Annotated in this window: 20 protein-coding genes; 13 read left to right on the top strand and 7 right to left on the bottom strand. The window is 62.7% G+C overall.

Going from position 1 to position 24,664, the window contains the following annotated elements:
* Positions 1–101: 101 nt before the first annotated feature.
* On the bottom strand, positions 102–1,409 hold the full coding sequence (locus tag Q0K23_RS04795) for an ATP-binding protein (RefSeq protein ID WP_294518485.1): 1,308 nt from the start codon (positions 1,407–1,409) through the stop codon (positions 102–104).
* A gap of 9 nt (positions 1,410–1,418) precedes the next feature.
* A complete protein-coding gene (locus Q0K23_RS04790; RefSeq protein ID WP_294518483.1) occupies positions 1,419–2,126 on the bottom strand; it encodes a LytTR family DNA-binding domain-containing protein in 708 nt (235 codons plus the stop codon).
* A gap of 526 nt (positions 2,127–2,652) precedes the next feature.
* On the opposite strand from Q0K23_RS04790, the gene Q0K23_RS04785 reads away from it, so the two are divergent.
* Both Q0K23_RS04785 and Q0K23_RS04780 read left to right on the top strand, forming a co-directional pair.
* Positions 2,653–4,836, top strand: coding sequence for an alpha-galactosidase (locus Q0K23_RS04785; protein ID WP_294518480.1), 2,184 nt, complete (start codon positions 2,653–2,655; stop codon positions 4,834–4,836).
* Between the two features lie 17 nt (positions 4,837–4,853).
* Positions 4,854–6,551 (top strand): alpha-glucosidase, encoded by a 1,698-nt coding sequence (locus Q0K23_RS04780; protein WP_294518476.1) that lies wholly within the window; start codon positions 4,854–4,856, stop codon positions 6,549–6,551.
* Positions 6,552–6,659: 108 nt separating this feature from the next.
* Here Q0K23_RS04780 and Q0K23_RS04775 read toward each other — a convergent pair whose 3' ends face one another.
* A complete protein-coding gene (locus Q0K23_RS04775) occupies positions 6,660–7,694 on the bottom strand; it encodes a LacI family DNA-binding transcriptional regulator (protein ID WP_294518473.1) in 1,035 nt (344 codons plus the stop codon).
* Between the two features lie 271 nt (positions 7,695–7,965).
* On the opposite strand from Q0K23_RS04775, the gene Q0K23_RS04770 reads away from it, so the two are divergent.
* The 6 genes from Q0K23_RS04770 (at position 7,966) to Q0K23_RS04745 (ending at position 15,698) form a co-directional block, all read left to right on the top strand.
* Complete coding sequence (locus Q0K23_RS04770; RefSeq protein WP_294518470.1) at positions 7,966–9,342, top strand: ABC transporter substrate-binding protein; 1,377 nt, start codon at positions 7,966–7,968, stop codon at positions 9,340–9,342.
* 12 nt (positions 9,343–9,354) lie between these two features.
* Complete coding sequence (locus Q0K23_RS04765) at positions 9,355–10,224, top strand: carbohydrate ABC transporter permease (RefSeq protein ID WP_294518467.1); 870 nt, start codon at positions 9,355–9,357, stop codon at positions 10,222–10,224.
* The gene (locus tag Q0K23_RS04760) at positions 10,224–11,084 is read left to right on the top strand and encodes a carbohydrate ABC transporter permease (RefSeq protein WP_294518464.1); all 861 of its coding nucleotides are present in this window, start codon (positions 10,224–10,226) and stop codon (positions 11,082–11,084) included. Before Q0K23_RS04765 ends, Q0K23_RS04760 begins: the two co-directional genes overlap by 1 nt.
* 178 nt (positions 11,085–11,262) lie before the next feature.
* On the top strand, positions 11,263–12,588 hold the full coding sequence (locus tag Q0K23_RS04755) for a glycoside hydrolase family 32 protein (RefSeq protein ID WP_294518461.1): 1,326 nt from the start codon (positions 11,263–11,265) through the stop codon (positions 12,586–12,588).
* A gap of 36 nt (positions 12,589–12,624) precedes the next feature.
* Positions 12,625–13,575: a carbohydrate kinase gene (locus Q0K23_RS04750; protein WP_294518457.1), complete on the top strand. Its 951-nt coding sequence runs from the start codon at positions 12,625–12,627 to the stop codon at positions 13,573–13,575.
* A complete protein-coding gene (locus Q0K23_RS04745) occupies positions 13,572–15,698 on the top strand; it encodes an alpha-amylase family protein (RefSeq protein WP_294518454.1) in 2,127 nt (708 codons plus the stop codon). Before Q0K23_RS04750 ends, Q0K23_RS04745 begins: the two co-directional genes overlap by 4 nt.
* Before the next feature lie 94 nt (positions 15,699–15,792).
* On the opposite strand, the gene Q0K23_RS04740 is transcribed toward Q0K23_RS04745, so the two are convergent.
* The gene (locus Q0K23_RS04740; protein ID WP_294518501.1) at positions 15,793–16,971 is read right to left on the bottom strand and encodes a type IV secretory system conjugative DNA transfer family protein; all 1,179 of its coding nucleotides are present in this window, start codon (positions 16,969–16,971) and stop codon (positions 15,793–15,795) included.
* 144 nt (positions 16,972–17,115) lie between these two features.
* Between Q0K23_RS04740 and Q0K23_RS04735 the strand changes: the two genes are divergently transcribed.
* Entirely contained in the window at positions 17,116–17,859 is a 744-nt protein-coding gene (locus Q0K23_RS04735) for a hypothetical protein (protein ID WP_294518451.1), read from the top strand.
* Positions 17,860–17,871: 12 nt separating this feature from the next.
* Here the strand turns inward: Q0K23_RS04735 and Q0K23_RS04730 are convergent, their stop codons facing one another.
* A complete protein-coding gene (locus Q0K23_RS04730) occupies positions 17,872–18,609 on the bottom strand; it encodes a YoaK family protein (RefSeq protein WP_294518448.1) in 738 nt (245 codons plus the stop codon).
* 336 nt (positions 18,610–18,945) lie between these two features.
* Between Q0K23_RS04730 and ftsH the strand changes: the two genes are divergently transcribed.
* Entirely contained in the window at positions 18,946–20,820 is a 1,875-nt protein-coding gene (ftsH, locus tag Q0K23_RS04725; RefSeq protein ID WP_294518445.1) for an ATP-dependent zinc metalloprotease FtsH, read from the top strand.
* A gap of 70 nt (positions 20,821–20,890) precedes the next feature.
* Here ftsH and Q0K23_RS04720 read toward each other — a convergent pair whose 3' ends face one another.
* Positions 20,891–21,727 carry a DUF4358 domain-containing protein gene (locus Q0K23_RS04720; RefSeq protein WP_294518441.1) on the bottom strand — a complete coding sequence of 279 codons (837 nt, stop codon included), beginning with the start codon at positions 21,725–21,727 and terminating at the stop codon, positions 20,891–20,893.
* Positions 21,728–21,876: 149 nt separating this feature from the next.
* Here Q0K23_RS04720 and Q0K23_RS04715 point away from each other — a divergent pair, with 149 nt between their 5' ends.
* Positions 21,877–22,770 carry a putative ABC transporter permease gene (locus Q0K23_RS04715; protein WP_294518437.1) on the top strand — a complete coding sequence of 298 codons (894 nt, stop codon included), beginning with the start codon at positions 21,877–21,879 and terminating at the stop codon, positions 22,768–22,770.
* 54 nt (positions 22,771–22,824) lie between these two features.
* Here the strand turns inward: Q0K23_RS04715 and ybaK are convergent, their stop codons facing one another.
* Entirely contained in the window at positions 22,825–23,301 is a 477-nt protein-coding gene (ybaK, locus tag Q0K23_RS04710; RefSeq protein WP_294518435.1) for a Cys-tRNA(Pro) deacylase, read from the bottom strand.
* A gap of 82 nt (positions 23,302–23,383) precedes the next feature.
* Between ybaK and Q0K23_RS04705 the strand changes: the two genes are divergently transcribed.
* On the top strand, positions 23,384–24,424 hold the full coding sequence (locus tag Q0K23_RS04705; protein WP_294518432.1) for a M42 family metallopeptidase: 1,041 nt from the start codon (positions 23,384–23,386) through the stop codon (positions 24,422–24,424).
* 11 nt (positions 24,425–24,435) lie between these two features.
* Positions 24,436–24,630 (top strand): hypothetical protein, encoded by a 195-nt coding sequence (locus tag Q0K23_RS04700; RefSeq protein ID WP_294518429.1) that lies wholly within the window; start codon positions 24,436–24,438, stop codon positions 24,628–24,630.
* Positions 24,631–24,664: the final 34 nt, after the last annotated feature.

Here is a 24,664-nt window from a genome sequence, read left to right as displayed (position 1 = left end):
TAGAAAAGCGGACCGCCGGCAACATGCCGGCGGTCCGCTTTGTAAACAGTTTGTTTTCTCTGCCCCAACGGACAGGCCCGGGTATCCGAATGGCGCTTTTGTCAGCGCTCCCCATTCTGCCTGTCCCGCATGGGCAGCAGGATATCCAGCGCAAAAAGGTTCTCCTGTGTCTCGATCTTGTGATGTCCTCCGTATTTCTCCACCAGCAGGGCAATGCTCTTCATGCCGTAGCCGTGGTGCTCCTTGTCCTCTTTGGTGGTCATCAGCGTCTGCCCGGAGAGCAGCAGGCCATCCCGAAAGTAATTTTCCTCCCGGATCTGAACAAAACTGTTTCTTCCCACGACATTCAGCTGGATAATGCGGTCGTCCGGGTCGTCCAGACGCTCCACACCTTCAATCGCGTTGTCCAGAATATTTCCGAACAGGGTAAAAATATCCGACTCGCTCATAAAATCCAGGCGTTTCCCGTCCGCAATGCAGATGAGCTGGATGCCCCTCCGGAAGCAGTCCAGCTTCTTTTTGGAGAGGATGATATCCAGCGCCTCGTTGCCGGTGTGGAGCGCGGTATCATATGCGTCCACGGCCCTCTCAATATCCCGCTGGGCGTCCTGCAGCAGCGCGCCGTCCTTGACCTTGTATTTCAGGTCATGGGCATTCATGTTGACCGCTTCCATCATCTTTTTTTCAAACTCGGTCTGGTTCCGCTTTTCCTGTACGATCTCTTTGAGCGTGTTGCGCTCCGTCTCTGCCGTCTTGTAGGACAGCAGGTTGAACTCCAGCATCAGTGTGATGCAGGTAAACAGCACCGCCATAATCGGGCCGCTCATGTTTACCAGCGGATCTTTTGCGGCCGGCTGGTACAAAAACTGTATCATCTCCACAATATTCATGGCAAACAATGCGATGGCGGAGATGATCAGCTGTCCGACGGCGTCCACCCGGATGATGTTCATCACACCGCCTGACCTCTTTTTGAATGCCTGATACCCCACCACATACGTGCCCGCAAAAAACAGATACACCGAGGGATCGCGCAGCCACTCCCATCTGGAGCCAACCGCCATCCAAAATACCAGATGAATCCGGCTCGCAATATGCTGCAGGCAGTAGCCGCACATAGCGCAGAATGCAGCTCCAACCATGTCGCACTCATAGCACCAGCGTATCATGAGCGTAAAGAGAAAAATGTGGATAACATAGGGAGTGGATTCCAAAAGCGCATTCCGAGAGAAAGCCTTTTCAACATACTCCGCCCAGCTCATAGCAAAGGCGGCCTGAACAGCCAGACCCAGGAGAAATTTAGCAGGAAAATACCGGCGGCGGGGCAGCCGCCAGCAAAATGGGAGACAGCCGCAGAGAACTGTCAGCCAGAATATGTTTTCCTTCCATATCGCAATGAATTGTTCCATCTTGCGCCCCTACTGTGTTTGGCAATAGTACTCGTGCAGGGCTTCCAGGAAGCTCTTTTTCCGCGGCCTGCTTACCTGGATAACTTCGCTGCCCACCCAGACGTTATTGCCATCGACCTTTTTCACATGTTCCAGATTCACAAGGTAGCAGCTGTTGCACCGGAAAAACTGCCCGGGCGGCACAGCATCCTCCACCTTTTTCATCGTGCCGTAGCCTTTATAATTGCCCTGGTTCGTGTGATACAGAATGGAGTGGTCGTTGATCTCCACATAATAGACGGCGGATACAGGCAGGCAGAGCAGGGTGCCGTTCTCCATGATCTCGATCTTGCTCTTTTCCGCTTTTTTGCACCGCTCCATGGCCTTCTTGATCACAAAGCGGAATGTAGCGTACTTTGTCGGCTTGAGCATATAGCTCATGGCGTCTACTTCATAGCCGTCTATGGCGTATTGCGCCAGGTTGGTGACAAAAATCAGCACCACCTGGCTGTCTATCTCCCTCAGCTTTTTTGCCGCTTCCATTCCGTTCATATGCGGCATTTCGATGTCCATGCAGATGATATCAAACCCCGCCTGATAGCCTGAAAGGAAGTTCACAGCATTGGGAAACTTCGTGACCTGAAACTCAGTATCCGTCTCTGCACCGTATCGCGCGAAAAAAGAGGCCATCTCATCAGCTACCTTTTGTTCGTCCTCCACAATGGCGACTCTGAGCATTTTGTTCCTCCCTCTCCCTGTACTTGTATGTATATATTTTTATTATAAACGACGCTGCTCTCCATTTCAACCTGCCTCTAAAGGGGAAAATTTGTACAGATAACTTTGCAAACCGGAAATCTTGTTGCAAAGCTCTTTCCTGATCCCCGTAAGCGGTAGGTCGGAGGTTCGAATCCCCTCGGGCGTGCCATTCCTCCGCAAGCGAGATCTCGCTTGGGGAGGTTTTTTATTGCAGAAGTGGCTCTGTGCGAGGGCCGCCCTTTGGACGCCCGGCCAAGGACCTGGGCGTCGGCGGCGTTCGGAGCGGAATAGAGAACTTTTTTGCAGAAATCATAAAACCGGTTTCATGTTTTTGGACGTTATAGACAAAGCCGTTGGAGCTCTAAGGATTGCGGGCGCAGACAAATCCGGATACACGGATTTCTTGACAAGAAATAGACTGGAAAAATACAAACAATGTGGTACAATAAAGCTGACATCCGCCCCGGGCGGCGGCCACTACTCTATGTCAGAAGGATGATCTGCCATGATCGGATTTGACGCTTCCCAGCGCACCATCAACCTGAGCACCCGCAGCACCACCTATCAGATGAAGATCGACCCCACCGGGGTGCTGCTCCACACCTACTACGGCCAGAAGCTCCGAGGCGGCGATCTCTCCCGGCTGATCTGCCCGGAGGACCGGGGCTTCTCCCCCAACCCGGACGAGGTGGGCCTGGACCGGACCTGGTCCCTGGACACCCAGCCCCAGGAGTACTCCTCCAGCGGCGTGGGGGACTTCCGCACCCCCTCCCTGGAGGTAGACCTGGCCGACGGCAGCCACACGGCGGATTTCCGCTACGTCCGCCACACCATTGAGGAGGGCAAGTACGCCCTGGAGGGCCTGCCCGCCTTTTACGGCGAGGGAGTCACCGCCCAGACCCTCACCGTGGAGCTGCGGGACCGGTGCAGCAGCCTGGTGGTGGAGCTACTCTACGGCGTGCTGGAGGAGTACGACATGATCACCCGGGCGGTGCGGGTACGCAACGACGGCTCCGCCCCGGTGCGGCTCACCCGTGTGGCCTCCGCGTGCCTGGACTTCCCGGTGGGGGACCACGACTTCATCACCCTGGGCGGCGCCTACGCCCGGGAGCGGGAGCCGGTGCGGGCCGCCCTCACCCAGGGCATCCACACCGCCGGCAGCGTCCGTGGCTCCTCCAGCCACCAGCAGAACCCCTTCCTGGTGCTGTGCGACAGGGACGCCACCGAGGACGCGGGCCGCTGCTGGGGCATGGCCCTGGTGTACTCGGGCAATTTCCTGGCCTCGGTGGAGTACACCCAGTTCCACGAGACCCGGATGACCATGGGCATCCACCCCTTCCACTTCTCCTGGCTGCTCCAGCCCGGTGAGACCTTCACCGCCCCCGAGGCGGCCATGGTGTTCTCCGCCCGTGGCCTGGGCTATATGAGCCAGATGTTCCACCGGGCCATCCGGCTCAACCTGTGCCGGGGTCCCTGGAAGGACCAGCGCCGGCCCATCCTCATCAACAACTGGGAGGCCACCCTCTTCAACTTTGACGCGGACAAGATCTGCTCCATCGCCCAGGCGGCCAGCAAGGTGGGCGTGGAGATGATGGTCATGGACGACGGCTGGTTCGGCCAGCGCAACGACGACTTCGGCGGTCTGGGCGACTGGAACGTGAACCAGGAGAAGCTGCCCGGCGGCCTGGCCCCCCTGGCCAAGCGCATCCACGACCTGGGCATGAAGTTCGGCATCTGGGTGGAGCCGGAGATGGTCAACGAGAACTCCGACCTGTACCGCGCCCACCCCGACTGGGCCTTCCAGGTGCCGGGACGGCCCGTCACCCGGGGGCGCTACCAGCTGGTGCTGGACCTGACCCGCCCCGAGGTGAAGGGGTACGTGCTGGACAACCTGCGGGCCATGCTCAAGAGCGCCGACATCTCCTACGTGAAGTGGGATATGAACCGCAGCCTCACCGACGTGTGGAGCGCCGGACTGCCCGCGGAGCGCCAGGGCGAGGTGTACCACCGGTTTGTGCTGGCGGTGTACGAGATCCTGGAGACCCTGCACCAGGAGTTCCCCGACCTGCTCATCGAGGGGTGCAGCGGCGGCGGCGGCCGGTTTGACTGCGGCATGCTGTACTACACCCCCCAGATCTGGTGCTCCGACAACACCGACGCCGCCGACCGGCTGCGTATCCAGTACGGCACCTCCTTCTGCTACCCCTGCTGCGCCATGGGCGCCCATGTGTCCGCCGTGCCCAACGGCCTGACCCACCGCGCCACTCCCCTCCACACCCGGGGTGTTGTGGCGGCGGCGGGCACCTTCGGCTACGAGCTGGACCTGAACGAGCTGACCGCCGAGGAGCTGAAGGAGGTGGCGGAGCAGATCGCCGCCTTCCGCACCTACTGGGACGTGGTGATGCGGGGGGACTACTACCGCCTGACCAGCCCCTTCCGCCAGGAGGACAGCTACTGCGCCTGGATGCACGTCACCGCCGACAAGAGCCGGGCGGTGGTGGGTCTGGTGCAGACCGTGCGCCACGCCAACCCGGTGCGGCCCCTGCTGCGGCTCAAGGGCCTGGACCCGGACCGGAATTATCGGGTGAACGGCGTGGTCTACGGCGGCGACGAGCTCATGTACGCCGGGCTGGCCCTGCCCTTCCTGGACCAGTACCAGGCCGTTCAGTATCAGATCGAGGCGGTATAAGAAGGAGGATGCCTGAGATGGACAAGGCATGGTGGAAAGAGAGCGTCATCTATCAGATTTACCCCCGCAGCTTCTGCGACTCCAACGGCGACGGCATCGGCGACCTGCCCGGCATCACCAGCAGGCTGGACTATATCAAGGAGCTGGGCGTCAACGTCATCTGGCTCTCGCCGGTGTACCGCTCCCCCAACGACGACAACGGCTACGACATCAGCGACTATCAGGCCATTATGGACGAGTTCGGAACCATGGCCGACTTTGACAAGCTGCTCTCTGAGGCCCACGCCCGGGGGCTGAAGATCGTCATGGACCTGGTGGTCAACCACACCTCCGACGAGCACCCCTGGTTTGTGGAGAGCCGCAAGTCCAAAGACAACCCCAAGCGGGACTTCTACATCTGGCGGGAGGGCAAGGACGGAAAGGAGCCCAACAACTGGGGCTCCTCCTTCTCCGGTCCCGCCTGGACTTACGACGACGCCACCGGCATGTACTACCTCCACTGCTTCTCCCCCAAGCAGCCCGACCTGAACTGGGACAACCCGGCGGTGCGGCAGGCGGTGTTCGACATGATGACCTGGTGGTGCGACAAGGGCATCGACGGCTTCCGCATGGACGTGATCTCCATGATCTCCAAGCGGGAGGGCCTGCCCGACATGCCCACCAACGGCGCCCCCTACGCCTCCTGCAACCTGGGCTGCTGCAACGGCCCCCATGTCCACGAGTACCTCCAGGAGATGCGCCGGAAGGTGCTCTCCCACTACGACCTGCTCACTGTGGGCGAGTGCGCCGGGGTGACCATCGATCAGGCCAAGCAGTACGCCAACGCCCAGGGCACCGAGCTGAACATGGTGTTCCAGTTCGAGCATGTGGACCTGGACGGCGGCGACGCGGTCACCGGCAAGTGGAGCACCCGAAAGATAGACCTGGTGGCCCTGAAAAAGCTGCTCTCCCGGTGGCAGAACGAGCTGGACGGGGTGGCCTGGAACAGCCTGTACTTCTGCAACCACGACCAGCCCCGCATCGTCTCCCGGCTGGGGGACGACTCCCCCGAAAATCGGGAGATTTCGGCCAAGTGCATCGCCACCTGTCTGCACATGATGCAGGGTACCCCCTACGTGTACCAGGGGGAGGAGCTGGGCATGACCAACGTGCCCTTCGGGCCCATTGAGAACTACCGGGACCTGGAGTCCATCAACGCCTACCGGGACCTGAGCGCCCGGGGGGTCATGCCCCAGGCGGAGCTGATGGCCGCCATCGCCTACAAGAGCCGGGACAACGCCCGCACCCCCTTCCAGTGGGACGGCTCCCCCAACGCTGGATTCACCACCGGCCGGCCCTGGATCATGGTCAACCCCAACTATGTCCAGATCAACGCCAAAGAGCAGCTGGGCCGGGCGGACTCCGTGTTCCACTACTATCAGAAGCTCATCGGCCTGCGGCGGAATTCCCCCGACAAGGACCTGATCGTCTACGGCAAGTACCACCTGATCCTCCCCGACCATCCCCAGCTCTTCGCCTACACCCGCACGCTGGAGGGCAAAACCCTGCTCGCCGTGTGCAATCTGTCCGGGAAAGAGGCAAAATTTGACCTGCCGGAGGAGCTGACCGGACGGAAGAGCCGCCTGCTCATCGCCAACTGGCAAGCGGCCCCCGCCGCCCCCGGCGCTATGACCCTGGCGCCCTGGCAGGCCGCCGTTTGGGTCCTGGAGGACTGAACCACATTATATAAAGGAAAGCAGCCCGGGAATTCCCGGGCTGCTTTTGCGTTTTTGGGGACAGGCAGTGATACCGCTGCCGGGAGCGGAATAAAATGAGACAGGCCCTCAGGTGTCTCCGGTGGAGGCCCGGCGGATGAGCACCGGGTCGATGACCTTGTGGACCGGCTTCCGGCTGTGGAGGGGCTTGCCGTCCTTGCGGGCGTTGATCTGCTCCACCACCAGGGCCACCGCCTCCTGGGCCAGCAGCTCCACCTGCTGTCCCACCGTGCTGACGGGGATGATGGCCTCTCGGGATGCGGGGGAGTTGTCGAAGCCCACAATGCGGTAGTCGTCGGGAAGACGCCCGTACTTGAGGAACAGCAGGTTGATCATGGTGCTGGCCAGGGTGTCGTTGGAGAGGAAGATCCCCTTTTTCTGGCCCCTGTACCGCTCCTCCATGTCGTCGATCAGCTCCCGCAGGATGGCCAGGTCGCTCTCGTGGGAGCGGTCCACGTCCCGCAGTATCAGCTCGTGGCGCAGGCCGTGGTCCTGACAGTAGTCCAGAAAGCCGGTGATGCGGCCGTAGGCCGGGATGAGGGGGCTGGTGGGCGAGTTGATGTGGAGGAGCACGTCGCAGCCGCACTCGTCCAGCAGCTGCGCCGCCTGGCGGCCGCCGGCGTAGTTGTCGGTGTTGACGCTGCACACGTGCCTGTCCTCCCGCTCCATGGTCACGATGGGCAGGTGCAGCGCCGCCAGCTCCTCCGACGAGATGGTGTGGCTGAGGACGATCATGCCCTCGATCTGGTAGGCCATCAGCTCCCGGATGTACCGCCGCTCGCTCTCCTCATTCCGGTTGCCCACGAACACCAGGAATTTGTAGCCGTAGGTCTCATAGGTGGACAGGATCTGGTTGAGCACCTCGGAGAAGAACCGGTGGTAGAACTCGGGCAGGATGATGCCGATGAACTCGGTCTGGCCGTTGGCCAGGATGCGGGCCACCTTGTTCTCTTTGTAGTGGAGCTTCTCCAGAGCGTCGGAGATGATCCGCTGGCTCTCCGGGGCCAGGGAGTCCGGGTTGTTGAAGTAGCGGGAGATGGTGGTCTTGGAAAAATTGGTATATCTGGCAATGTCGTCAAAGGTAATCTTCTTTTTCGGTTCCATAACAGCGCCCCTTGTCATGCCGGCGTACTCCGCCGCCGGACTATTGTAATATTATAGCAGACGCGCTGGAAATGTACAACGGATAGGACTCCGGGGAGGTATTGTGTAATATGTATAATAATGACTAAAACAGTTCGGACGATATTTACAAAGTTGGTTTATTTGACGGTAAAACGATTGACGAATCCTTTCAAAAGGTGCTAATATAAGGGCGAAGTAACCGGTTCCATTTCATGTTTTGTGAAATATTTAAGGAGTGGGAGGCGCATTTATGAAAAAAGCAATCATATCCATCATAGTGATAGTGGCGCTGTTGGCCGCTTTGGTCTCAGCCGCCGCCAGCGGGGTCCGGTTCGGATTCGCCAGCAACCCGGACGATCCCAACGAGGTGGACGAGGCCGAGCCCATCGACACCTCTGTGGACACCTTTGAGTACGACCAGTCCCTGGCGGGCACCACCATCACCCTGCTCAACTCCAAGGCGGAGATCCAGAACGCCCTGGTGGAGATGGGCGAGGAGTTTGAGAAGAAGTCGGGCGTCCACGTGGAGGTCATGCCGGTGACCGACGGCGACTCGCCCTACACCAAGGTGGTCAGCCTGTACAACTCGGGCAATCCGCCCACCATGTCCATCCTGGACACCACCGACGTCATCGCCCTGGCCGAGGCCAAGGCGGCCGACCTGTCCGACGAGCCCTGGCTGGCCGAGGCCGAGGGCTACCTGACCGAGGTCAACGGCAAGGTGTACAGCTTCCCCCTGTGCATCGAGGGCCGCGGCATCATCTACAACCAGAAGGTCATTGAGGACACCCTGGGCGAGCCCTTTGACCCCTCTTCCCTCCACACCCTGGACGACTTTGTGGCCCTGCTGGACCGGCTGGTGGCCGCCGGGCTGGAGCACCCGGTGTCCCTGGCCATGGAGGACTGGTCCCTGGGCGCCCATCACCTGCAGTACATCTATGAGACCTACGACGGCACCTCCGACGGCGCGGCCGAGGTCATTAACCAGATCAAGAGCGGAGAGCTGGACCTGACCACCTACGACCGCATGTCCCAGTTCCTGGACATGTTCGACGTGCTGAAGAAGTACAACGTGGCCGCCGCCGACCCCCTGGGCGCCGACTACGACGAGATGGCCATTGACCTGGTGGACGGCAAGACCGCCTTCTGGTTCAACGGCAACTGGGCCTGGCCCAACATGGCCGAGGCCGACGCGGAGGAGGACGACGCGTACGGCTTCCTGCCCTACTTCATGAACAACGACCCGGACGACTTTGTCAACTATGAGATCCAGGCCTCCCCCTCCAAGCAGGTGATGCTGGACGGCATCGTGGCCACCGAGCAGGAGCAGGCCGCCGCCAAGGAGTTCCTGAACTGGATTGTGTACAGCGAGATCGGCCAGCAGATGCTGGTCAAGACCTGCAGCATCATCCCGCCCTTCCAGAACAACCCCTATGAGCCCTCCGACCCCCTGAGCCGGGACATCTACAACCACGTCCATGAGGGCACCGCCTTCAACGCCTCCGCCATCGTGCCCAACGACCACTGGTCTGTTCTGGGCGCCGCCATGCAGAAGTATCTGGCCGGCCGCAGCGACCGGGCCGAGCTCATCGCGTCCATTGAGGACTACTGGGCCCAGCAGAAGTAAGGAGGAACTGAAATGAAAAGAAAGAGTGGAAAAGATTTCTGCGGTTTTGCGCTGCCGGGCCTGTTCTGTTTCGTGGCAGTGGTCATCGTCCCCTTCATCTACGGCGTCTACCTGACCCTCACCGACTGGAACGGCGTGTCCGACGTAAAGAACTTTGTGGGCTTCACCAACTTTATCAGCGTGGTAAAGGACGGCCAGTTCTGGACCTCCCTGCTGCTGACCTTCAAGTACGTCATCTTTGTGGTTATCATCGTCAACGTGCTGGCCTTCGCCATCGCCTACCTGCTCACCCGGGGCATCAAGGCCCAGAACTTCTTCCGGGCCGGCTTCTTCACCCCCAACCTGATCGGCGGCCTGGTGCTGGGCTACATCTGGCAGTTCGTGTTCTCCCGGGTGTTCGTTGGCATCGGCGACGCCACCGGCTGGAGCCTCTTCGAGAGCTCCTGGCTGTCCGACCCCAGCCTGGCCTTCGCCGCCCTGGTGCTGGTGTCCGTGTGGCAGCTGTCCGGCTACATGATCCTCATCTACGTGGCCGGCTTCATGGGATTGAACCAGGACGTGATGGAGGCCGCCAGCATTGACGGCGCCACCGGCTGGACCAAGCTGCGCCACATCATCCTCCCCCTCATGATGTCCTCCATCACCATCTGCCTGTTCCTCACCCTGTCCAGAGCCTTCATGGTGTACGACATCAACCTGTCCCTGACCGCCGGCGCCCCCTACGGCACCACCGAGATGGCCGCCATGCACGTGTATGAGAAGGCCTTCACCTCCCGGCAGTTCGGCGTGGGCCAGGCAGAGGCCCTGATCCTGTTTGTCATCGTGGCCATCATCAGCGGCGTCCAGGTTTACCTGACCAAGAGACAGGAGGTTGAGGCATAATGAACAACTCCACCATCGGCGGCAACAAGCGCAAACTGGCCAACGCCCTGGCCATGACCGGCCTTATCATCATCTTCATCGCCTACATGTTCCCCTTCATCATGGTGGTCATCAACGCCCTGAAGGAGAAGCGGGACATCATCAAGGACCCCTTCTCCTGGCTGTTCACCGTCAAGGGCCTGTCCTTTGACAACTTCGTCAAGGCCTTCACCCAGATGGACTTCCTCAACGCCTTCAAGAACTCCCTCATCGTCACCGTGTCCGCCACCGTGCTGGTGACCCTGCTGGCCGCCATGCTGGCCTACTACATCGTCCGCCACAACAACAAGGTGTCCAAGATCATCTTCGCCCTCATGGTGGCCTCCATGATCATCCCCTTCCAGGCCATCATGATCCCCCTGGTGAGCATCTACGGCGGCACCCTCAACGTGCTCAACCACCGCATCACCCTGATCTTCATGCACGTGGGCTTCTCCATGGCCATGTCGGTCTTCATGTTCCACGGCTTCATCCGGGGCAACATCCCCATCGCCCTGGAGGAGGCGGCCTACATCGACGGCTGCAACCACGCCCAGATCTTCTTCAAGATCGTCTTCCCCCTCCTCAAGCCCATCATCTCCACCATGGTCATCCTCAACTCCCTGGCCTTCTGGAACGACTACCTGCTGCCCTCCCTGGTCCTCACCGACAAGGAGCTGCTCACCCTGCCCCTGTCCACCTACAGCTTCTACGGCACCTATTCGGCGGATTACGGCACCATCATGGCCGGACTGCTGCTGTGCGTCATCCCCATCCTGATCCTGTACGTCATCCTCCAGAAGCAGATCATCGGCGGCGTGGTGTCCGGCGCGGTGAAATAAAAGCTACCCAAACCCATCCCGATGTGATACAATTCATGCTTGTGTGGAGACCATCCAAACCCGCCGGTGTCTGGCGACCGGTGGGGATCTCTGTCGGGAGCCTCTCGTTGAAGGGGCTCCCGATTTTTACAGGGCCCGCCGGGCCCGGAACGCTACGGAAGATGCGGAGGGAAGCGCGTTGACAACGGACATCGTACACCTGAGATCCCCCGGAAACTGGATCAACGACCCCAACGGGTTTATCTACTACAGGGGCGAGTACCACCTCTTCTACCAGTATTTCCCCTACGCCCCCCGGTGGGGCACCATGCACTGGGGCCACGCGGTGAGCCGGGACCTGATCCACTGGGAGCACCTGGGGGTGGCCCTCTTCCCCACCAAGGACTATGACCGCAGCGGCGTGTTCTCGGGCAGCGCCCTGGAGATTGACGGAAAGCTCCGCCTGTACTACTCGGCGGTAAAGTACGACCGGCCCAACCCGGAGGACATCCATGTGGCGGAGGGGGACCGGTTCGAGACCAGCCAGGCCATGGTCATCTCCCCCGACGGACGGCAGTTTGACAACTGGGCGGACAAGAGGCAGATCATCCCCGTGCTCACCGACCCGGCCGTGGGCGACCGGAAGGACACCCGGGACCCCAAGGTGTGGCGGGAGAAGAACGGCTACCGCATGATCCTGGGCAGCACCCGGGACGGGGCCGGGCGTGTGCTCTTCTTCCGCAGCGAGGACGGAGAACACTGGACCTACGCCAACCAGTACGCCTCCCCCGAGCTGGGCCGGGTGCTGGAGTGCCCCGACCTGATGAAGACGGAGGACGGGTACATCTTCGTGGGCTCCCCCATGGGGGTCACGGCGGACGGCCTGTCCTACGCCGACCAGGCCATGTACGCCCGGGCGGACTTTGACCCGGACGCCTGCGCCCTGTCCCTCCGGGAACCCCTCTCCTACCTGGATTGGGGCCTGGACCTGTACGCCCCCCAGAGCACCCTGGACAAAAATGGCCGCCGGGTGCTGGTGGGCTGGATGCGGATGCCCAGGCCCGTGGAAAACTGGCCGGACGGCCGGGGGCCCTGGAACGGCATGATGAGCCTGCCCCGGCTGGTGCAGGTGCGGGACGGCCGGGTGTGCTTCCCGGTCCACCCCGACGTAGACGCCTGCTTTGACAAGCCCGCCGACGGCCTGGCTCCCCTGGCGGAGTACAAGCCCGTCCGGCTCAGGGCCACCCTCCGGGAGGGGGACGCCCTGAACATGGGCGGATACCGCATCCGCATGGCGGACGGCAGGATCGAGGCCGACCGAAGCGCCCTGTTCGGCGGCCTCCAGGGCTGCCGCCTCACCGCCAGCACCCCCGCCCTGGAGGGGGACGGCTGCCGCCTGGACATCTTTGTGGACCCCAACCTGGTGGAGATTTTCGTCAACCAGGGAGAATATGTGCTCAGCCATGTGGTGTACGGCCTGGGGACTCAGCTGGAAGGCCCCGTGGAAGAGGCCCGCACCGTCTGACATGATTTTTGAAAAGAGAAAGGAAGCGGCTTTGCCATGATGGATATTACCACCATCGGAGAGGTGCTCATTGACCTGACCCAGACCGGCGTCTCCCCGCAGAACGTGCCTCTGTTTGCCTCCAACCCCGGCGGAGCCCCCGCCAATGTGGCGGTGGCCGCCGCCCGCCTGGGGGCCAAGACCGCCTTTATCGGCAAGGTGGGCCGGGACGGCTTCGGCGCCTACCTCACCGGCGTGCTGAAGGAGAACGGCGTGGACGTGTCCGGCCTGCGGACCGACGCCGCCCCCACCACTATGGCGGTGGTCACGGTGTCCGACACCGGGGAGCGGTCCTTCCGCTTTGTCCGGGGGGCGGACAGCGCCCTGTCCCCCGACGAGGTGGACGCCCGCCTGGTGGAGAACACCAAGGTCCTCCACTTCGGCTCTGTGAGCCTGACCGCGGCCCCCGCCCGTTCGGCCACCCTGTTTGCCGCCCGCCAGGCCCGGGCCCACGGCGTGCTGGTGAGCTACGACCCCAACTACCGGGACGCCCTGTGGACCAGCCGGGAGGAGGCCGTGGAGTGGATGCGCACCCCCCTGCCCCTGGTGGACGTGCTCAAGCTGTCCGACGAGGAGCTGCCCCTCATCACCGGCACCGACGACCCGGAGGAGGGCAGCCGCCGCATGGAGGCTGAGGGCGTCGAGCTGGTGCTCATCACCATGGGGGCCGGCGGGGCCTTTTACCGCTGGCAGGGCAAGACTGGCCTGGTACCCGGCGTGCACACCACCGTGGCCGACACCAACGGCGCCGGAGACACCTTCTTCGGCGCGGTGCTCAGCCGCCTGACCCGCCGGAGCGGCGGCCCCCTGGAGGGCCTTGCCGCCCCTGAGCTGGAGGAGATCCTGTCCTTTGCCAACCGGGCGGCGGCCAAGACCTGCTCCCGCAGCGGAGCCATTCCCGCCATGCCCACTCTGGCGGAGCTGGAGAACGGAGAGAAAGCAGAATGAAAGCAAAACGGAACCAGCGGAGCGGAGAGCCCTCCGCCAGACAGAATAAAAAGAAGACCCCCGCCGCCGCGCCGGAGGCCGCTGTCTCTGACGAAAAGGAAGCGGCCCGCCCTGTTGCGGAGGAAGCGGTGGTGAACCCTGCGGCAGAGGCGGCCCCTGCCGCCGCGGAGGAGGCCCGCCCCGCAGTTGAGGAAAATGCTCCCGCGGCCCAGGAGACCGCCGCCCCCGCGGCTGAGGAGCGTACCCCCGTCAAGGAGGCCGGCGCCCCCACCGCCCGGGAGGACGACGCCGTGTTCGAGCGCCGCCTGGCCCGGCGGCAGGACGAGCTCAAGTGGCTCTACTGCGAGCTCTACCACGGGGATCTGGCCGCCTACGACTACTTTGTGTCCATGCTGCGCCGGAGCTGGGCGGACCGGAAGGCGGAGCTGCGGGCCCAGGACGGGCGGCGGGAGGCCGACCCGGACTGGTACCGCCGCCGGGACCTGCTGGGCATGATGCTCTACACCAACGCCTTTGCCGGCACCCTGGAGGGGGTGCGGGAGAAGCTGCCCTACATCCAGGAGTGCGGCGTCAACTACCTCCACCTGATGCCCCTGCTGGAGAGCCCCAAGGGCCGCAGCGACGGCGGGTATGCGGTGTCCGACTTCCGGAAGGTGCAGCCCGAGCTGGGCACCATGGCCGACCTGGAGCGTCTGGCCGACGACTGCCGGGAAAAGGACATCAGCCTGTGCCTGGACTTTGTCATGAACCACACCAGCGAGGACCACGAGTGGGCCCGCAAGGCCCGAGCGGGCGAGCCGGGCTACCGGGAGCGCTATTTCTTCTACGACAACTGGGACATCCCCCGGGAGTTTGAGAAGACGGTGCCCCAGGTGTTCCCCACCACCGCCCCCGGCAGCTTCACCTGGCTGCCCGACTGCCAGAAGGTGGTCATGACCAATTTCTACCCCTACCAGTGGGACCTGAACTACGCCAACCCCATGGTCTTCAACGACATGACCGAGAACCTGCTCTACCTGGCCAACCGGGGCATCGACGTCATCCGGCTGGACGCGGTGCCCTACATCTGGAAGGAGCTGGGCACCAACTGCCGCAACCTGCCCCAGGTCCACACCCTGGTGCGCATGATGCGCATGGTGTGCGAGATCGTCTGCCCCAGCGTGCTGCTGCTGGGGGAGGTGGTCATGGAGCCGGCCAAGGTGGCGCCCTACTTCGGCACCCCCGACAAGCCCGAGTGCCACATGCTCTACAACGTGACCACCATGGCCACCACCTGGCACACCCTGGCCACCGGGGACGTGTCCCTGCTGCGCCACCAGATGGACGCGGTGTGTGCCCTGCCCCGGGACTTCCTGTTCCTCAACTACCTGCGCTGCCACGACGACATCGGCTGGGGCCTGGACTACCCCTGGCTCAAGGCCCATTTCGGCACCGACGAGGTGGCCCACAAGAAGTACCTCAACGACTGGTTTACCGGCAAGTGGCCGGGCAGCGACAGCCGGGGCGAGCTCTACAACGACGACCCCCGCCTGGGGGACGCCCGGCTGTGCGGCACCACCGCCTCCCTGTGCGGCGTGGAGGCCGCCGACTACGAGCAGAACCCCTTCAAGCTGGAGCGGGCCATTGCCTGCGACCTGATGCTCCACGCCTGGATGCTGACCCAGAGCGGCATCCCGGTGCTGTACAGCGGTGACGAGGTGGGCCAGCTCAACGACTACTCCTACCACCAGGACCCGGAGAAGTGGGACGACAGCCGCTACCTCCACCGTGGTGCCTTCCAGTGGGACCTGGCCGCCCTGCGCCGCGACGGAACCACCCGCCAGGGCAAGCAGTTCATGGGCCTGCGGCGGCTGGAGGAGCTGCGCTGCGCCGAGCCCGCCTTTGACGCCCGGGCCGACGTGTGGACCTTTGACACCGGCAGCGCCCACGTGCTGGGCGTGGGCCGCTGGTACAAGGGCCGCAAGCTCATCGCCATGTTCAACTTCAGCCCCGAGTTCGTCACCGTCTCCAGCGGCGAGGGCGGCGCCTTTGACGAGCTGGTCTACGGCGGCCACTTCGACGACCTGAGCCACGTGGAGCTCTACCCCTACGGCTTTGTCTGGCTGGCCCATACCGAGGGCTGATCCCGCCGGGCCTGAAAACCCGATCAGCAGAAACCCCGCCCCGGCTCGTAAGAGCCGGGGCGGGGTTGTTTCATAGGCGGGAATGGCGGCCGGCTCAGCCGTACCGCTTGAACTGGAAGCGGAAGGGCTGGCAGCCCGGCGCGCCGATGATGGCCTGGCCCACGGGCAGGTTGGTGATGTCCTCGTCCTCCACCACAAAGCCCTCCCGGATCTGCTCGGACACGCCCCGGTTCTGCACGGCGGAGAGATAGGTCTGGAGCTTGATGTTCCGGCCGAACAGGTCCTTGATGTACTCCCGGGAGCCGGCGTCGTTGACCCGGAAGGCCAGGGTGGTGCCGAAGCCGGAGAGGATGCTGCGGGAGAGGTTCTGGCCGTAGGCGGCGGCGATCTGGTCGATGTTCTGGATGCCCACGAAGAACTTGGCCCCCAGGCTGCGACCGAAGTTGACGCCGTCGTCGATGTGCTCCAGGTGGGGCAGGAGGCGAAACTCGTCGATGAAGAAGTAGACGCTGCCCTCGTTGGAGGTGCGGCACAGGGCCTCCTTTACCGCCAGATCGATGAGCAGCCGGTATACCGGCGTCAGCATGGCGCCGATGCCCAGGTCGTACTCCACGAAGATGACCCGGCCCCCCTTCCGCCGCACCAGCTGCCGCATGGACAGATTGCCCTTTTTGCGGAAGTTGCCCACAAAGATCTCCCGCACCATCTGCTGCAGCTCGGCCACTACGCCCAGAGTCTGGCCCGACTTCTCGTCCTCGATGTAGGAGGTCATGGCCTTCAGGTCCTGGTGGGACTGGAGGATGCGCTTCATGGCGGGCACGGAGAAGGTGTCGAACAGGGTGCGCAGGGACTGGTTGTTGCGGGAAGCCGCGAACTGGTCGGACCGGACCATGTGGAGCAGCAGGGCGGAGAACAGGTCTTTGGCCGCGTTGGGGAAAAAGGGCTGGGTGGTGTGGGAGAGCTTCTCGGAGAAGAAGCTCTTGGCGATCTCCAGAATGTTCTCCTCCACCCGGTCGTCGATGCTCACCTCCCCGAACAGGTTCCAGTAGTCCGGGCCGCTGCCGCCGGTGGCCCGGCTGTCGTTGCTGATGACCACGTCCCCGGGCTGGTAGAACTCCCGGTAGAAGTCGCCCTTGGTGTCGAAGATGATGACCACGTCCCGGTCGGTCAGGCTGCTGCGCACGCTGCGGATGAGAAAGTTGAAGGCGTTGGACTTGCCCGTGCCGATGCCGCCCAGCAGCAGCATGTGCTGCCCCCGTCCTTTTCGGTACAGAAGGCTGAGAAGAAAATATCCCGCTTTGGCGCGGGATATGAGCCTTCAGAACTGTCCCCGCGGCCTGCAATGCTTCGATATCAGAGCAAAGCGCCCGCGACGGTGTACGCAAGCGGGATCGAGAAGGTGATAGCGACATATCATGTGGATGTTCTGGACAAAAACCAGTACCGTCTGATTTCCTGTTCTGCCGCGGCAAATTCCAATTTGCTCAAGGGCAAAAAGAAGCACCGCTTTCTGGATAGAGTGCAGAGACAGGCTCCGCTGAACCGGGCCACGGTGATCGTGATCTATGCCAAACGGGTGGACGAAGGGCTCAGAGCCCATCTGTTTGACATGGTCTGTAAGGACGGAGGAGACGGACTTGATACAGCGGTGCTGCCGTGCGTGGTGGACCTGGAAAAAGGAATCTGCACCTTTGACAGCATGCGGATTCCCTATTTGGGCGTACAGCACCCCGCAAAGAACCGCGGCATCAGAATCATCCGGAAATGCCTGTTTGACAACAGGTTCCCCTTTGCCGGCTCGCCGGACAGGCTGGAGCCCATCCTGGACGATCTCGACCAGAGCCTGTGGGCATTCTGGCGGACCACCAAAAAAGAGCGGATAATACAGGTGGAGCGGGAGAGAAAACGCTTTCAAAAAATGGGGCACAGAGAGGTCATACTGGAAGACGGGGACCTCTATGTGAAATGGGGCGACCACGGGATTACGATTCCGGTGAAACAAAATGATGAACGGCGGGAAGTTGAAATTGCGGGCGCTGCCGTTGACATTTGGAATTATCCCAAAAACAATAAAATCGCAAAGGATACAGTCAGGCAGATCAAAGCGCTGATTGATGCTTATTTTGCCGGACTTGGTTACACCACAAAATACAATTCCTGATTATGGGGGCAATCAATGGCCGGAGGGCTTTTGCTCCACCATACTCTTCTCGGTGGTCAGGTCGGCGTGGAGCAGCTTGATAAAGACAACACCCAGGGGGATAATGGTCACCCAGATGGCCTTGCCCACCAGCAGGTGGCAGAAGATGGTGCCCACGATCACGCCCGTGGCGAAGAAGAGCAGCATACCCGCGTGGGTGGCCAGCTTTTTCCGGTGGGACTTGTCGGGGGAATGGCGGTGGTGGAACTCCTTGGCCAGGCCCACGCCGATCTGGCGGATATGGTTGGTGGTGAAGGTGGTGGCCACGGGGATGCCCTCGGCCTGGCGGAAGGTGTTGTACTGCATGGAGGCCAGGAAGTTGATGACCACCTGGCAGATCTGGGCGGGGGCGGACTCGGGCACAAAGCCCAGGCACAGCATGGCCACCATCTCGATGAGCATCAGGATGGTGTCCCACCGGATGGCAAAGCGGTGCTTGATGGGGTTGGGGGCCAGCTCGGACACCACAGAGCCCAGCACATAGGCCGAGATGGGCACCAGATAGTACAGGCCCTTGCTCCACTCCCCGGAACCCAGGGCCAGGCCCATGAGGACCACGTTGCTGGTCTGGGCGTTGCAGAATACGCCGCCCCGCAGCAGGAAGGTGTATGCGCCCCAGAAGCCCGCCACGGCGATCAGGGTGAAGTAGACCCAGTCCCGTTCACAGGTGAGAAAATGTTGCTCGTTCTCTTGTTTGCTCTGCGTATTCAAGTCAGCCAGCCCTTTCCAAGCCCGATTTTGTGGATTCCATTATACCCCCGGAAAAGGGAAAATGACAGCCGCATTTTGCACAACATATAGGGGGAAAAAGGCGGGCAGAGAGGGAAGATTCGGGGAATTTTGGGCCGAAGAGACGGAAGAGGGACATATGGCTGGAAGCCTGTCCCAGCTGCGGAGCCCTATTTGCCCAAAACGAAGAGATTGTAACGCAAAAAGCGGGGAATGTTCACACTTTTTTTATTGAATTTCCGGTCAGGAAAGAATATTTTATTTCGTGTAAAAATAAAACGCGCCAATAGAAGCGAGCCGACAGAAGGAGGCATTGAGATGCAGGAAGTGAAAGACACCAAGCCCACACCCCCCAAGAAACCGCTGATTTTTTACTATATCATCGCCATGGTGGTGGTCATGCTGCTCAACGCGCTGCTGTTCCCCTCGGTACTGGACAAGCAGGTGGTGGAGGTCAGCTACGACCAGTTCCTCACCATGGTGGACAACGGCCAGGTCAGCGACGTGGCCTGGGAGACGGAGGAACAGCAGATCGTCTTCATTGCCACCGACGACCAGGGCAACGAGGGGTACTATAAGACCGGCCCGTGGCCCGACGACGGCCAGCGGCTGCTCCAGCAGCTGCGCAGCGACCCGGACATCCACTTCGCCGCCTCCATCCCCACCCAGGCCTCCCCGCTGCTGAGCTTTGTGGTGAGCTGGGTGCTGCCCATCGTGTTCTTCCTGGTCATCGGCGAGCTGCTGTCCCGGTGGATGGTCAAGCGGATGGGCGGCGGTATGCCCGGCGGCATGGGCAACGCCATGACCTTCGGCAAGTCGGGGGCCAAGATCTACGTGGAGGAGAAGGCCACCGGCGTCACCTTTGCCGACGTGGCCGGACAGGACGAGGCCAAGGAGTCCCTGATGGAGGTGGTGGACTTCCTCCACGAGCCGGAGAAGTACGCCGCCATCGGCGCCAAGCTGCCCAAGGGCGTGCTGCTGGTGGGCCCGCCGGGCACCGGCAAAACCCTGCTGGCCAAGGCCGTGGCCGGGGAGGCAAAGGTGCCCTTCTTCTCCATCTCCGGCTCGGAGTTTGTGGAGATGTTCGTGGGTATGGGGGCCGCCAAGGTTCGCGATCTGTTCAAGCAGGCCAATGAGAAGGCCCCCTGCATCGTGTTCATCGACGAGATCGACGCCATCGGCAAGAAGCGGGACGGCGCCGGCGTGGGCGGCAACGACGAGCGGGAGCAGACCCTGAACCAGCTGCTGGCTGAGATGGACGGCTTTGACGGCCGGAAGGGCGTGGTGCTGCTGGCGGCCACCAACCGGCCCGAGTCCCTGGACCCCGCCCTGCTGCGGCCCGGCCGGTTTGACCGGCGGGTGCCCGTGGAGCTGCCCGACCTCCAGGGCCGTATCGCCATTCTGAAGGTCCACGGCAAGGACGTCCATCTGGACGCCGACGTGGACTGGGACGCCATTGCCCGGGCCACCGCCGGCGCCTCGGGCGCCGAGCTGGCCAACATCATCAATGAGGGCGCCCTCCGGGCGGTGCGCATGGGCCGCAAGACCGTGACCCAGGCCGACCTGGAGGAGAGCGTGGAGACCGTCATCGCCGGCGCTCAGCGGAAGAACGCGGTCATCTCCCCGGAGGAGAAGAAGATTGTGGCCTACCACGAGATCGGCCACGCCCTGGTGGCCGCCCTCCAGACCCACTCCGCCCCGGTGACCAAGATCACCATCATTCCCCGCACCTCCGGCGCCCTGGGGTACACCATGCAGGTGGAGCAGGGGGAGAAGTCCCTCATGAGCCGCACCGAGCTGACCAACAAGATCGCCACCCTCACCGGCGGCCGGGCCGCCGAGGAGCTGATCTTCGGGCCGGACAACATGACCACCGGCGCCTCCAACGACATCGAGCAGGCCACCAAGCTCTCCCGGGCCATGGTGACCCGGTACGGCATGACCGACGAGTTCGACATGGTGGCCCTGGAGACGGTGCAGAACAAGTACCTGGGGGGCGACGCCTCCCTGACCTGCGCGGCGGACACCGCCTCCCGGGTGGACGCCCTGGTGGTGGAGACGGTGAAGAACGCCCACGACAAGGCCCGCCGTCTACTCAAAGAGCACGAGGACCAGCTCCACAAGCTGGCCGCCTACCTGCTGGAGAAGGAGACCATCACCGGCGAGGAATTCATGGCCATGCTCAACAGCTGAGAAAGAAACACAGAAAAAACGAAACCCCCGCCGGCCACAGGCCGGCGGGGGTCATTCGGGTATAAAAGGCTCAGGCGTTCTGAGCGGCCACGAAGGTGTGGAAGGCCTCCTCGGCGGCGTCGGGGTTCTCGCCGATGACAAAGAGGATGTAGTCCCCGTCCACCACGGTGCGGGCGTTCTGCACCTTGGGCAGGTTCTGGCTCAGGTACCAGGAGAAGGTGTCCTCCTGGCTCTGGCGGTAGGCCTCAAAGGCCTCCTTCACGGCGTCCACATCGGCGCCCTCGGCCAGCTTGCCCAGGATGACGGTGTCGGGAGAGGTGATCATGGGCAGGAAGGCCACGCCCTCCTCCAGCGCGCCCTGGGGCACGCCGTAGTTCTCCACCAGCACGTCCAGGCCGGTCTTCATGCCCACGGCGATGCCGGCGGCCTCCTGGATGGTGTAGGCGCCCTGGACAAGGGGCGTGCCGTTGGGGGTGGTGATGGCGATGGAGCCGTCCTCGGCCACGGCCACGTCGTAGCCCTCAAAGAGCTCCAGCACGCTGGCGGACAGGAAGGTCACGCCGCTGACCACCTGGGCCTTGCCCTTCACCAGCTCGTCGCCCACGGTGACGGTGTTGTCGGCGAAGTTGACGGTGATGTTGCCGCCGTCCAGGTAGAACCAGCCGGTGTTCTCCTCGGGGAACCAGCTGGCGGAGCCGTGGTCGTTCTCGGCCACCAGGCGCATGGGGATCAGGTTCTCGCCGTCCACGGCGGGGATGGCGCTGGTGTCCAGCACCTGGCCGTTGAGGGTGATGGCGGTGTCGTAGCCGGCTTTGGCGGAGATGGGCATGGCCTCCGCGGCCAGGGCGGGCAGGGTCATGGATGCAGTGAGGGCCAGGGACAGGCCCAGAGCGGCAGCTTTCTTCATCGTAATGCTCCTTTATACGGTTTTCAGGGACGCGCCGTCCCCTTTCACAGCCATATAGACGAAGGAAAAAACCAAAGGTTCCCCAAAGAGGGGAAATCAGGTGGGAAAATTTTTCGGCCGGGCCGCGACCCGGGGAAAGCGGGAAAGAAATGAACTGGGATATCTGCTACGAATACATGTGGTACTTTTTCCTCTATGCCTTCCTGGGCTGGTGCTGCGAGGTGTGCTTTGCGGCGGCCAAGTCGGGAAAGTTCGTCAACCGGGGCTTCCTCAACGGCCCCCTCTGCCCCATCTACGGCTTCGGCGTGGTGCTGGTGGTGGGCCTGCTCACCCCGGTGAAGGACAATGTGTTCCTCCTGTTCCTGTGCTCGGTGCTCCTCACCACCGCCCTGGAGTGGCTCACCGGCTTTGTGCTGGAGAAGGTCTTCCACCAGAAGTGGTGGGACTACTCCAAAATGCCCTTTAATCTGAACGGGTACGTGTGCCTGCTGTTCTCCCTGGTGTGGGGCCTGGCCTGCCTGCTCATCATGGACGTGATCCACCCCATGGTGGCCTCCTTTGCCGCCGCCATCCCCCACACTCTGGGGGTGGTGCTGCTGGCGGTGTTCACCGCCCTGATCCTGTCCGATCTGGCGGCCACCGTGGCCACGGTGGTGGGCCTGAACAAGCGCCTGCGCCAGCTGGAGGAGCTGGCCGCCAAGATCCACGAGGTGTCGGACAGCCTGGGCGAGCGGCTGGCCGACACCACCCTGGCCGTCTCCGAGAAGGGAGAGGCCCTGAAGGAGTCCGCCGGGGAGCGGCGGGCCCAGCGGGCGGAGGAGCAGGCCAAGCTGCGGGCCGTCCGGGAGGAGGCCCTCCGCCGCCGGGAGGCCGCCCTGGCCGAGCTGCGCGCCGCCAACGAGGAGCTGCTATCCACCTACCGCTTCGGTCAGAAGCGCCTGCTCAAGGCCTTCCCCGATATGAAGTCGGTTCGCCACGGCGAGGCCCTGGAGCAGATCAAGGCCCGGCTGGCCGTCCGCAGGAGCGAGCGAGAGGAGAAATAACAAAACAGGGCCTGCGGCACAGCCGCAGGCCCTGTTTGATGGGATAAAATGCGCTCAGCCGCTGATGGGCGCGAACCGGGCCCGTACCAGGCCCGCCAGATCCGCCGGGGCAAGCTCCACCTGGAAGCCGATCTTCCCCGCGCTGACGATCATGGTCTCCAGACCCTGGGCGCTCTCGTCGATGACGGTCTTGAACTGCTTCTTCATGCCCACCGGGGAGCAGCCGCCGTGGACGTACCCGGTGAGGGGGAGCAGCTCGGCCTGGTGGATCATCTCAATGGACTTCTCCCCCACCGCCTTGGCCGCCGCCTTCAGGTTCAGGGAGCCCAGGGCGGGCACCACAAACACATAGTTCTGCTTGCTGGCGCCCCGGGTCACCAGGGTCTTGTATACCCGCTCCACGTCCGCGCCGATGAGCTGCGCCACGGTGACGCCGTCCACCGCGCCGTTGGGGCAGGGGTAGGTATGGGGGGTATAGCGGATCTTCTTCTGCTCCAGGACCCGCATCACATTGGTCTTTTCTTCAGCCATGGAATGTCGCCTCACTTGAAATTTCCGCGCCTAGGCGCTATGCTGTACAGGTAAGAATATCACAGCAGAGGAGCTGATTTCAATGGATATTTCCGCGTATCAGGATAAAGTGATGGAGAATGCCCAGGAGCTGCTGGGCATCGACAGCCCCAGCGGCTTCACCCAGGCCGCGGCCGCCTTTCTCGCCGGCTTTGCCGCCCGACTGGGCTATGAGACCACCCAGACCAACAAGGGCAATGTGATCGTCCACATTCCGGGCCGGGAGAGTGGAAAAAAGGTGGCCCTCTGTTCCCACGTGGACACCCTGGGGCTGATGGTCCGGTCCATTACCGCCGACGGCCAGCTGAAGATCACCCGGGTGGGCGGCCCCATTCTGCCCACCCTGGACGGGGAGTACTGCGCCATCTACACCCGGGACGGCCGCCGCTACACCGGCACCGTCCTGTCCCTGTCCCCCGCCGTCCACGTCTACGACGACGCCTCGACCCGGGCCCGGGACGAGGACAACATGGCCGTGCGCATTGACGAGGTGGTCAAGTCCAGGGAGGACGTGGAGGCCCTGGGCATCCGCCCCGGGGACTACGTCTGCTTTGACCCCAAGACCGTGGTGACGCCCAGCGGCTTCCTCAAGTCCCGCTTCATCGACGACAAGGGCTCCGCCGCCTGCCTGCTCACCCTGATGCAGGTGCTCCATGAGCAGAACCTGAAGCCCAGATACGACACCCGCCTCATCTTCTCCGTCCACGAGGAGGTGGGGCACGGCGGCGCCACCGTGCCCCGCGACCTGGACGAACTGCTCATCGTGGATATGGGCTGTGTGGGCCTGGACCTGACCTGCACCGAGTACCAGGTGTCCATCTGCGCCAAGGACAGCGGCGGGCCCTATGACTACGGCATGGTGACCCGGCTGGTCAACCTGGCCCAGCAGGGCAGTGTGGACTACGCCGTGGACATCTACCCCCACTACAGCTCGGACGCCACTGTGGCCTGGCGGGCCGGCGCCGACGTGCGGGCCGCCCTCATCGGCCCCGGCGTCCACGCCTCTCACGGCATGGAGCGCACCCACTGGGAGGGCCTGAAGAACACCATGGCCCTGTGCCTGCTGTACCTGGAGGCGGAGTAAAAGGCTGCTGGGTGCGCGACGGCGCGCCCCGGCGCGTCCAGGCATTTTGCCGGAGGCAAAATCCTGATGCCGGGCGGATTCAGTCCGCCCGAGCAGATAAAAAAGAGGGGCCCCCGGCGGGCGTGGGCCCGCTGGGGATTCGCACCCACTGGGAGGGCCTGGAGAACACCATGGCCCTGTGCCTGCTGTACCTGGAGGCGGAGTAAGGCACCCATCGTCCTCGCAAATTGAGATCTGCCG

This window comes from uncultured Pseudoflavonifractor sp. (assembly GCF_944387275.1).
GTDB lineage: Bacteria > Bacillota > Clostridia > Oscillospirales > Oscillospiraceae > Pseudoflavonifractor > Pseudoflavonifractor intestinihominis.
The sequence above is the reverse complement of the archived record's forward strand: the minus strand, read 5'-3'. Positions and strand labels throughout refer to the sequence as shown.

Excerpts from the sequence above, each read along its gene's own strand:
- ftsH (WP_294518445.1), top strand. The coding sequence starts at position 18,946 with ATGCAGGAAGTGAAAGACACCAAGCCCACACCCCCCAAGAAACCGCTG.
- Q0K23_RS04795 (WP_294518485.1), bottom strand. The coding sequence starts at position 1,409 with ATGGAACAATTCATTGCGATATGGAAGGAAAACATATTCTGGCTGACA.
- Q0K23_RS04745 (WP_294518454.1), top strand. The coding sequence starts at position 13,572 with ATGAAAGCAAAACGGAACCAGCGGAGCGGAGAGCCCTCCGCCAGACAG.
- Q0K23_RS04750 (WP_294518457.1), top strand. The coding sequence starts at position 12,625 with ATGATGGATATTACCACCATCGGAGAGGTGCTCATTGACCTGACCCAG.
- Q0K23_RS04720 (WP_294518441.1), bottom strand. The coding sequence starts at position 21,727 with ATGAAGAAAGCTGCCGCTCTGGGCCTGTCCCTGGCCCTCACTGCATCC.
- Q0K23_RS04705 (WP_294518432.1), top strand. The coding sequence starts at position 23,384 with ATGGATATTTCCGCGTATCAGGATAAAGTGATGGAGAATGCCCAGGAG.
- Q0K23_RS04715 (WP_294518437.1), top strand. The coding sequence starts at position 21,877 with ATGAACTGGGATATCTGCTACGAATACATGTGGTACTTTTTCCTCTAT.
- Q0K23_RS04785 (WP_294518480.1), top strand. The coding sequence starts at position 2,653 with ATGATCGGATTTGACGCTTCCCAGCGCACCATCAACCTGAGCACCCGC.
- Q0K23_RS04790 (WP_294518483.1), bottom strand. The coding sequence starts at position 2,126 with ATGCTCAGAGTCGCCATTGTGGAGGACGAACAAAAGGTAGCTGATGAG.
- Q0K23_RS04760 (WP_294518464.1), top strand. The coding sequence starts at position 10,224 with ATGAACAACTCCACCATCGGCGGCAACAAGCGCAAACTGGCCAACGCC.
- Q0K23_RS04775 (WP_294518473.1), bottom strand. The coding sequence starts at position 7,694 with ATGGAACCGAAAAAGAAGATTACCTTTGACGACATTGCCAGATATACC.
- Q0K23_RS04770 (WP_294518470.1), top strand. The coding sequence starts at position 7,966 with ATGAAAAAAGCAATCATATCCATCATAGTGATAGTGGCGCTGTTGGCC.
- Q0K23_RS04765 (WP_294518467.1), top strand. The coding sequence starts at position 9,355 with ATGAAAAGAAAGAGTGGAAAAGATTTCTGCGGTTTTGCGCTGCCGGGC.
- Q0K23_RS04780 (WP_294518476.1), top strand. The coding sequence starts at position 4,854 with ATGGACAAGGCATGGTGGAAAGAGAGCGTCATCTATCAGATTTACCCC.
- ybaK (WP_294518435.1), bottom strand. The coding sequence starts at position 23,301 with ATGGCTGAAGAAAAGACCAATGTGATGCGGGTCCTGGAGCAGAAGAAG.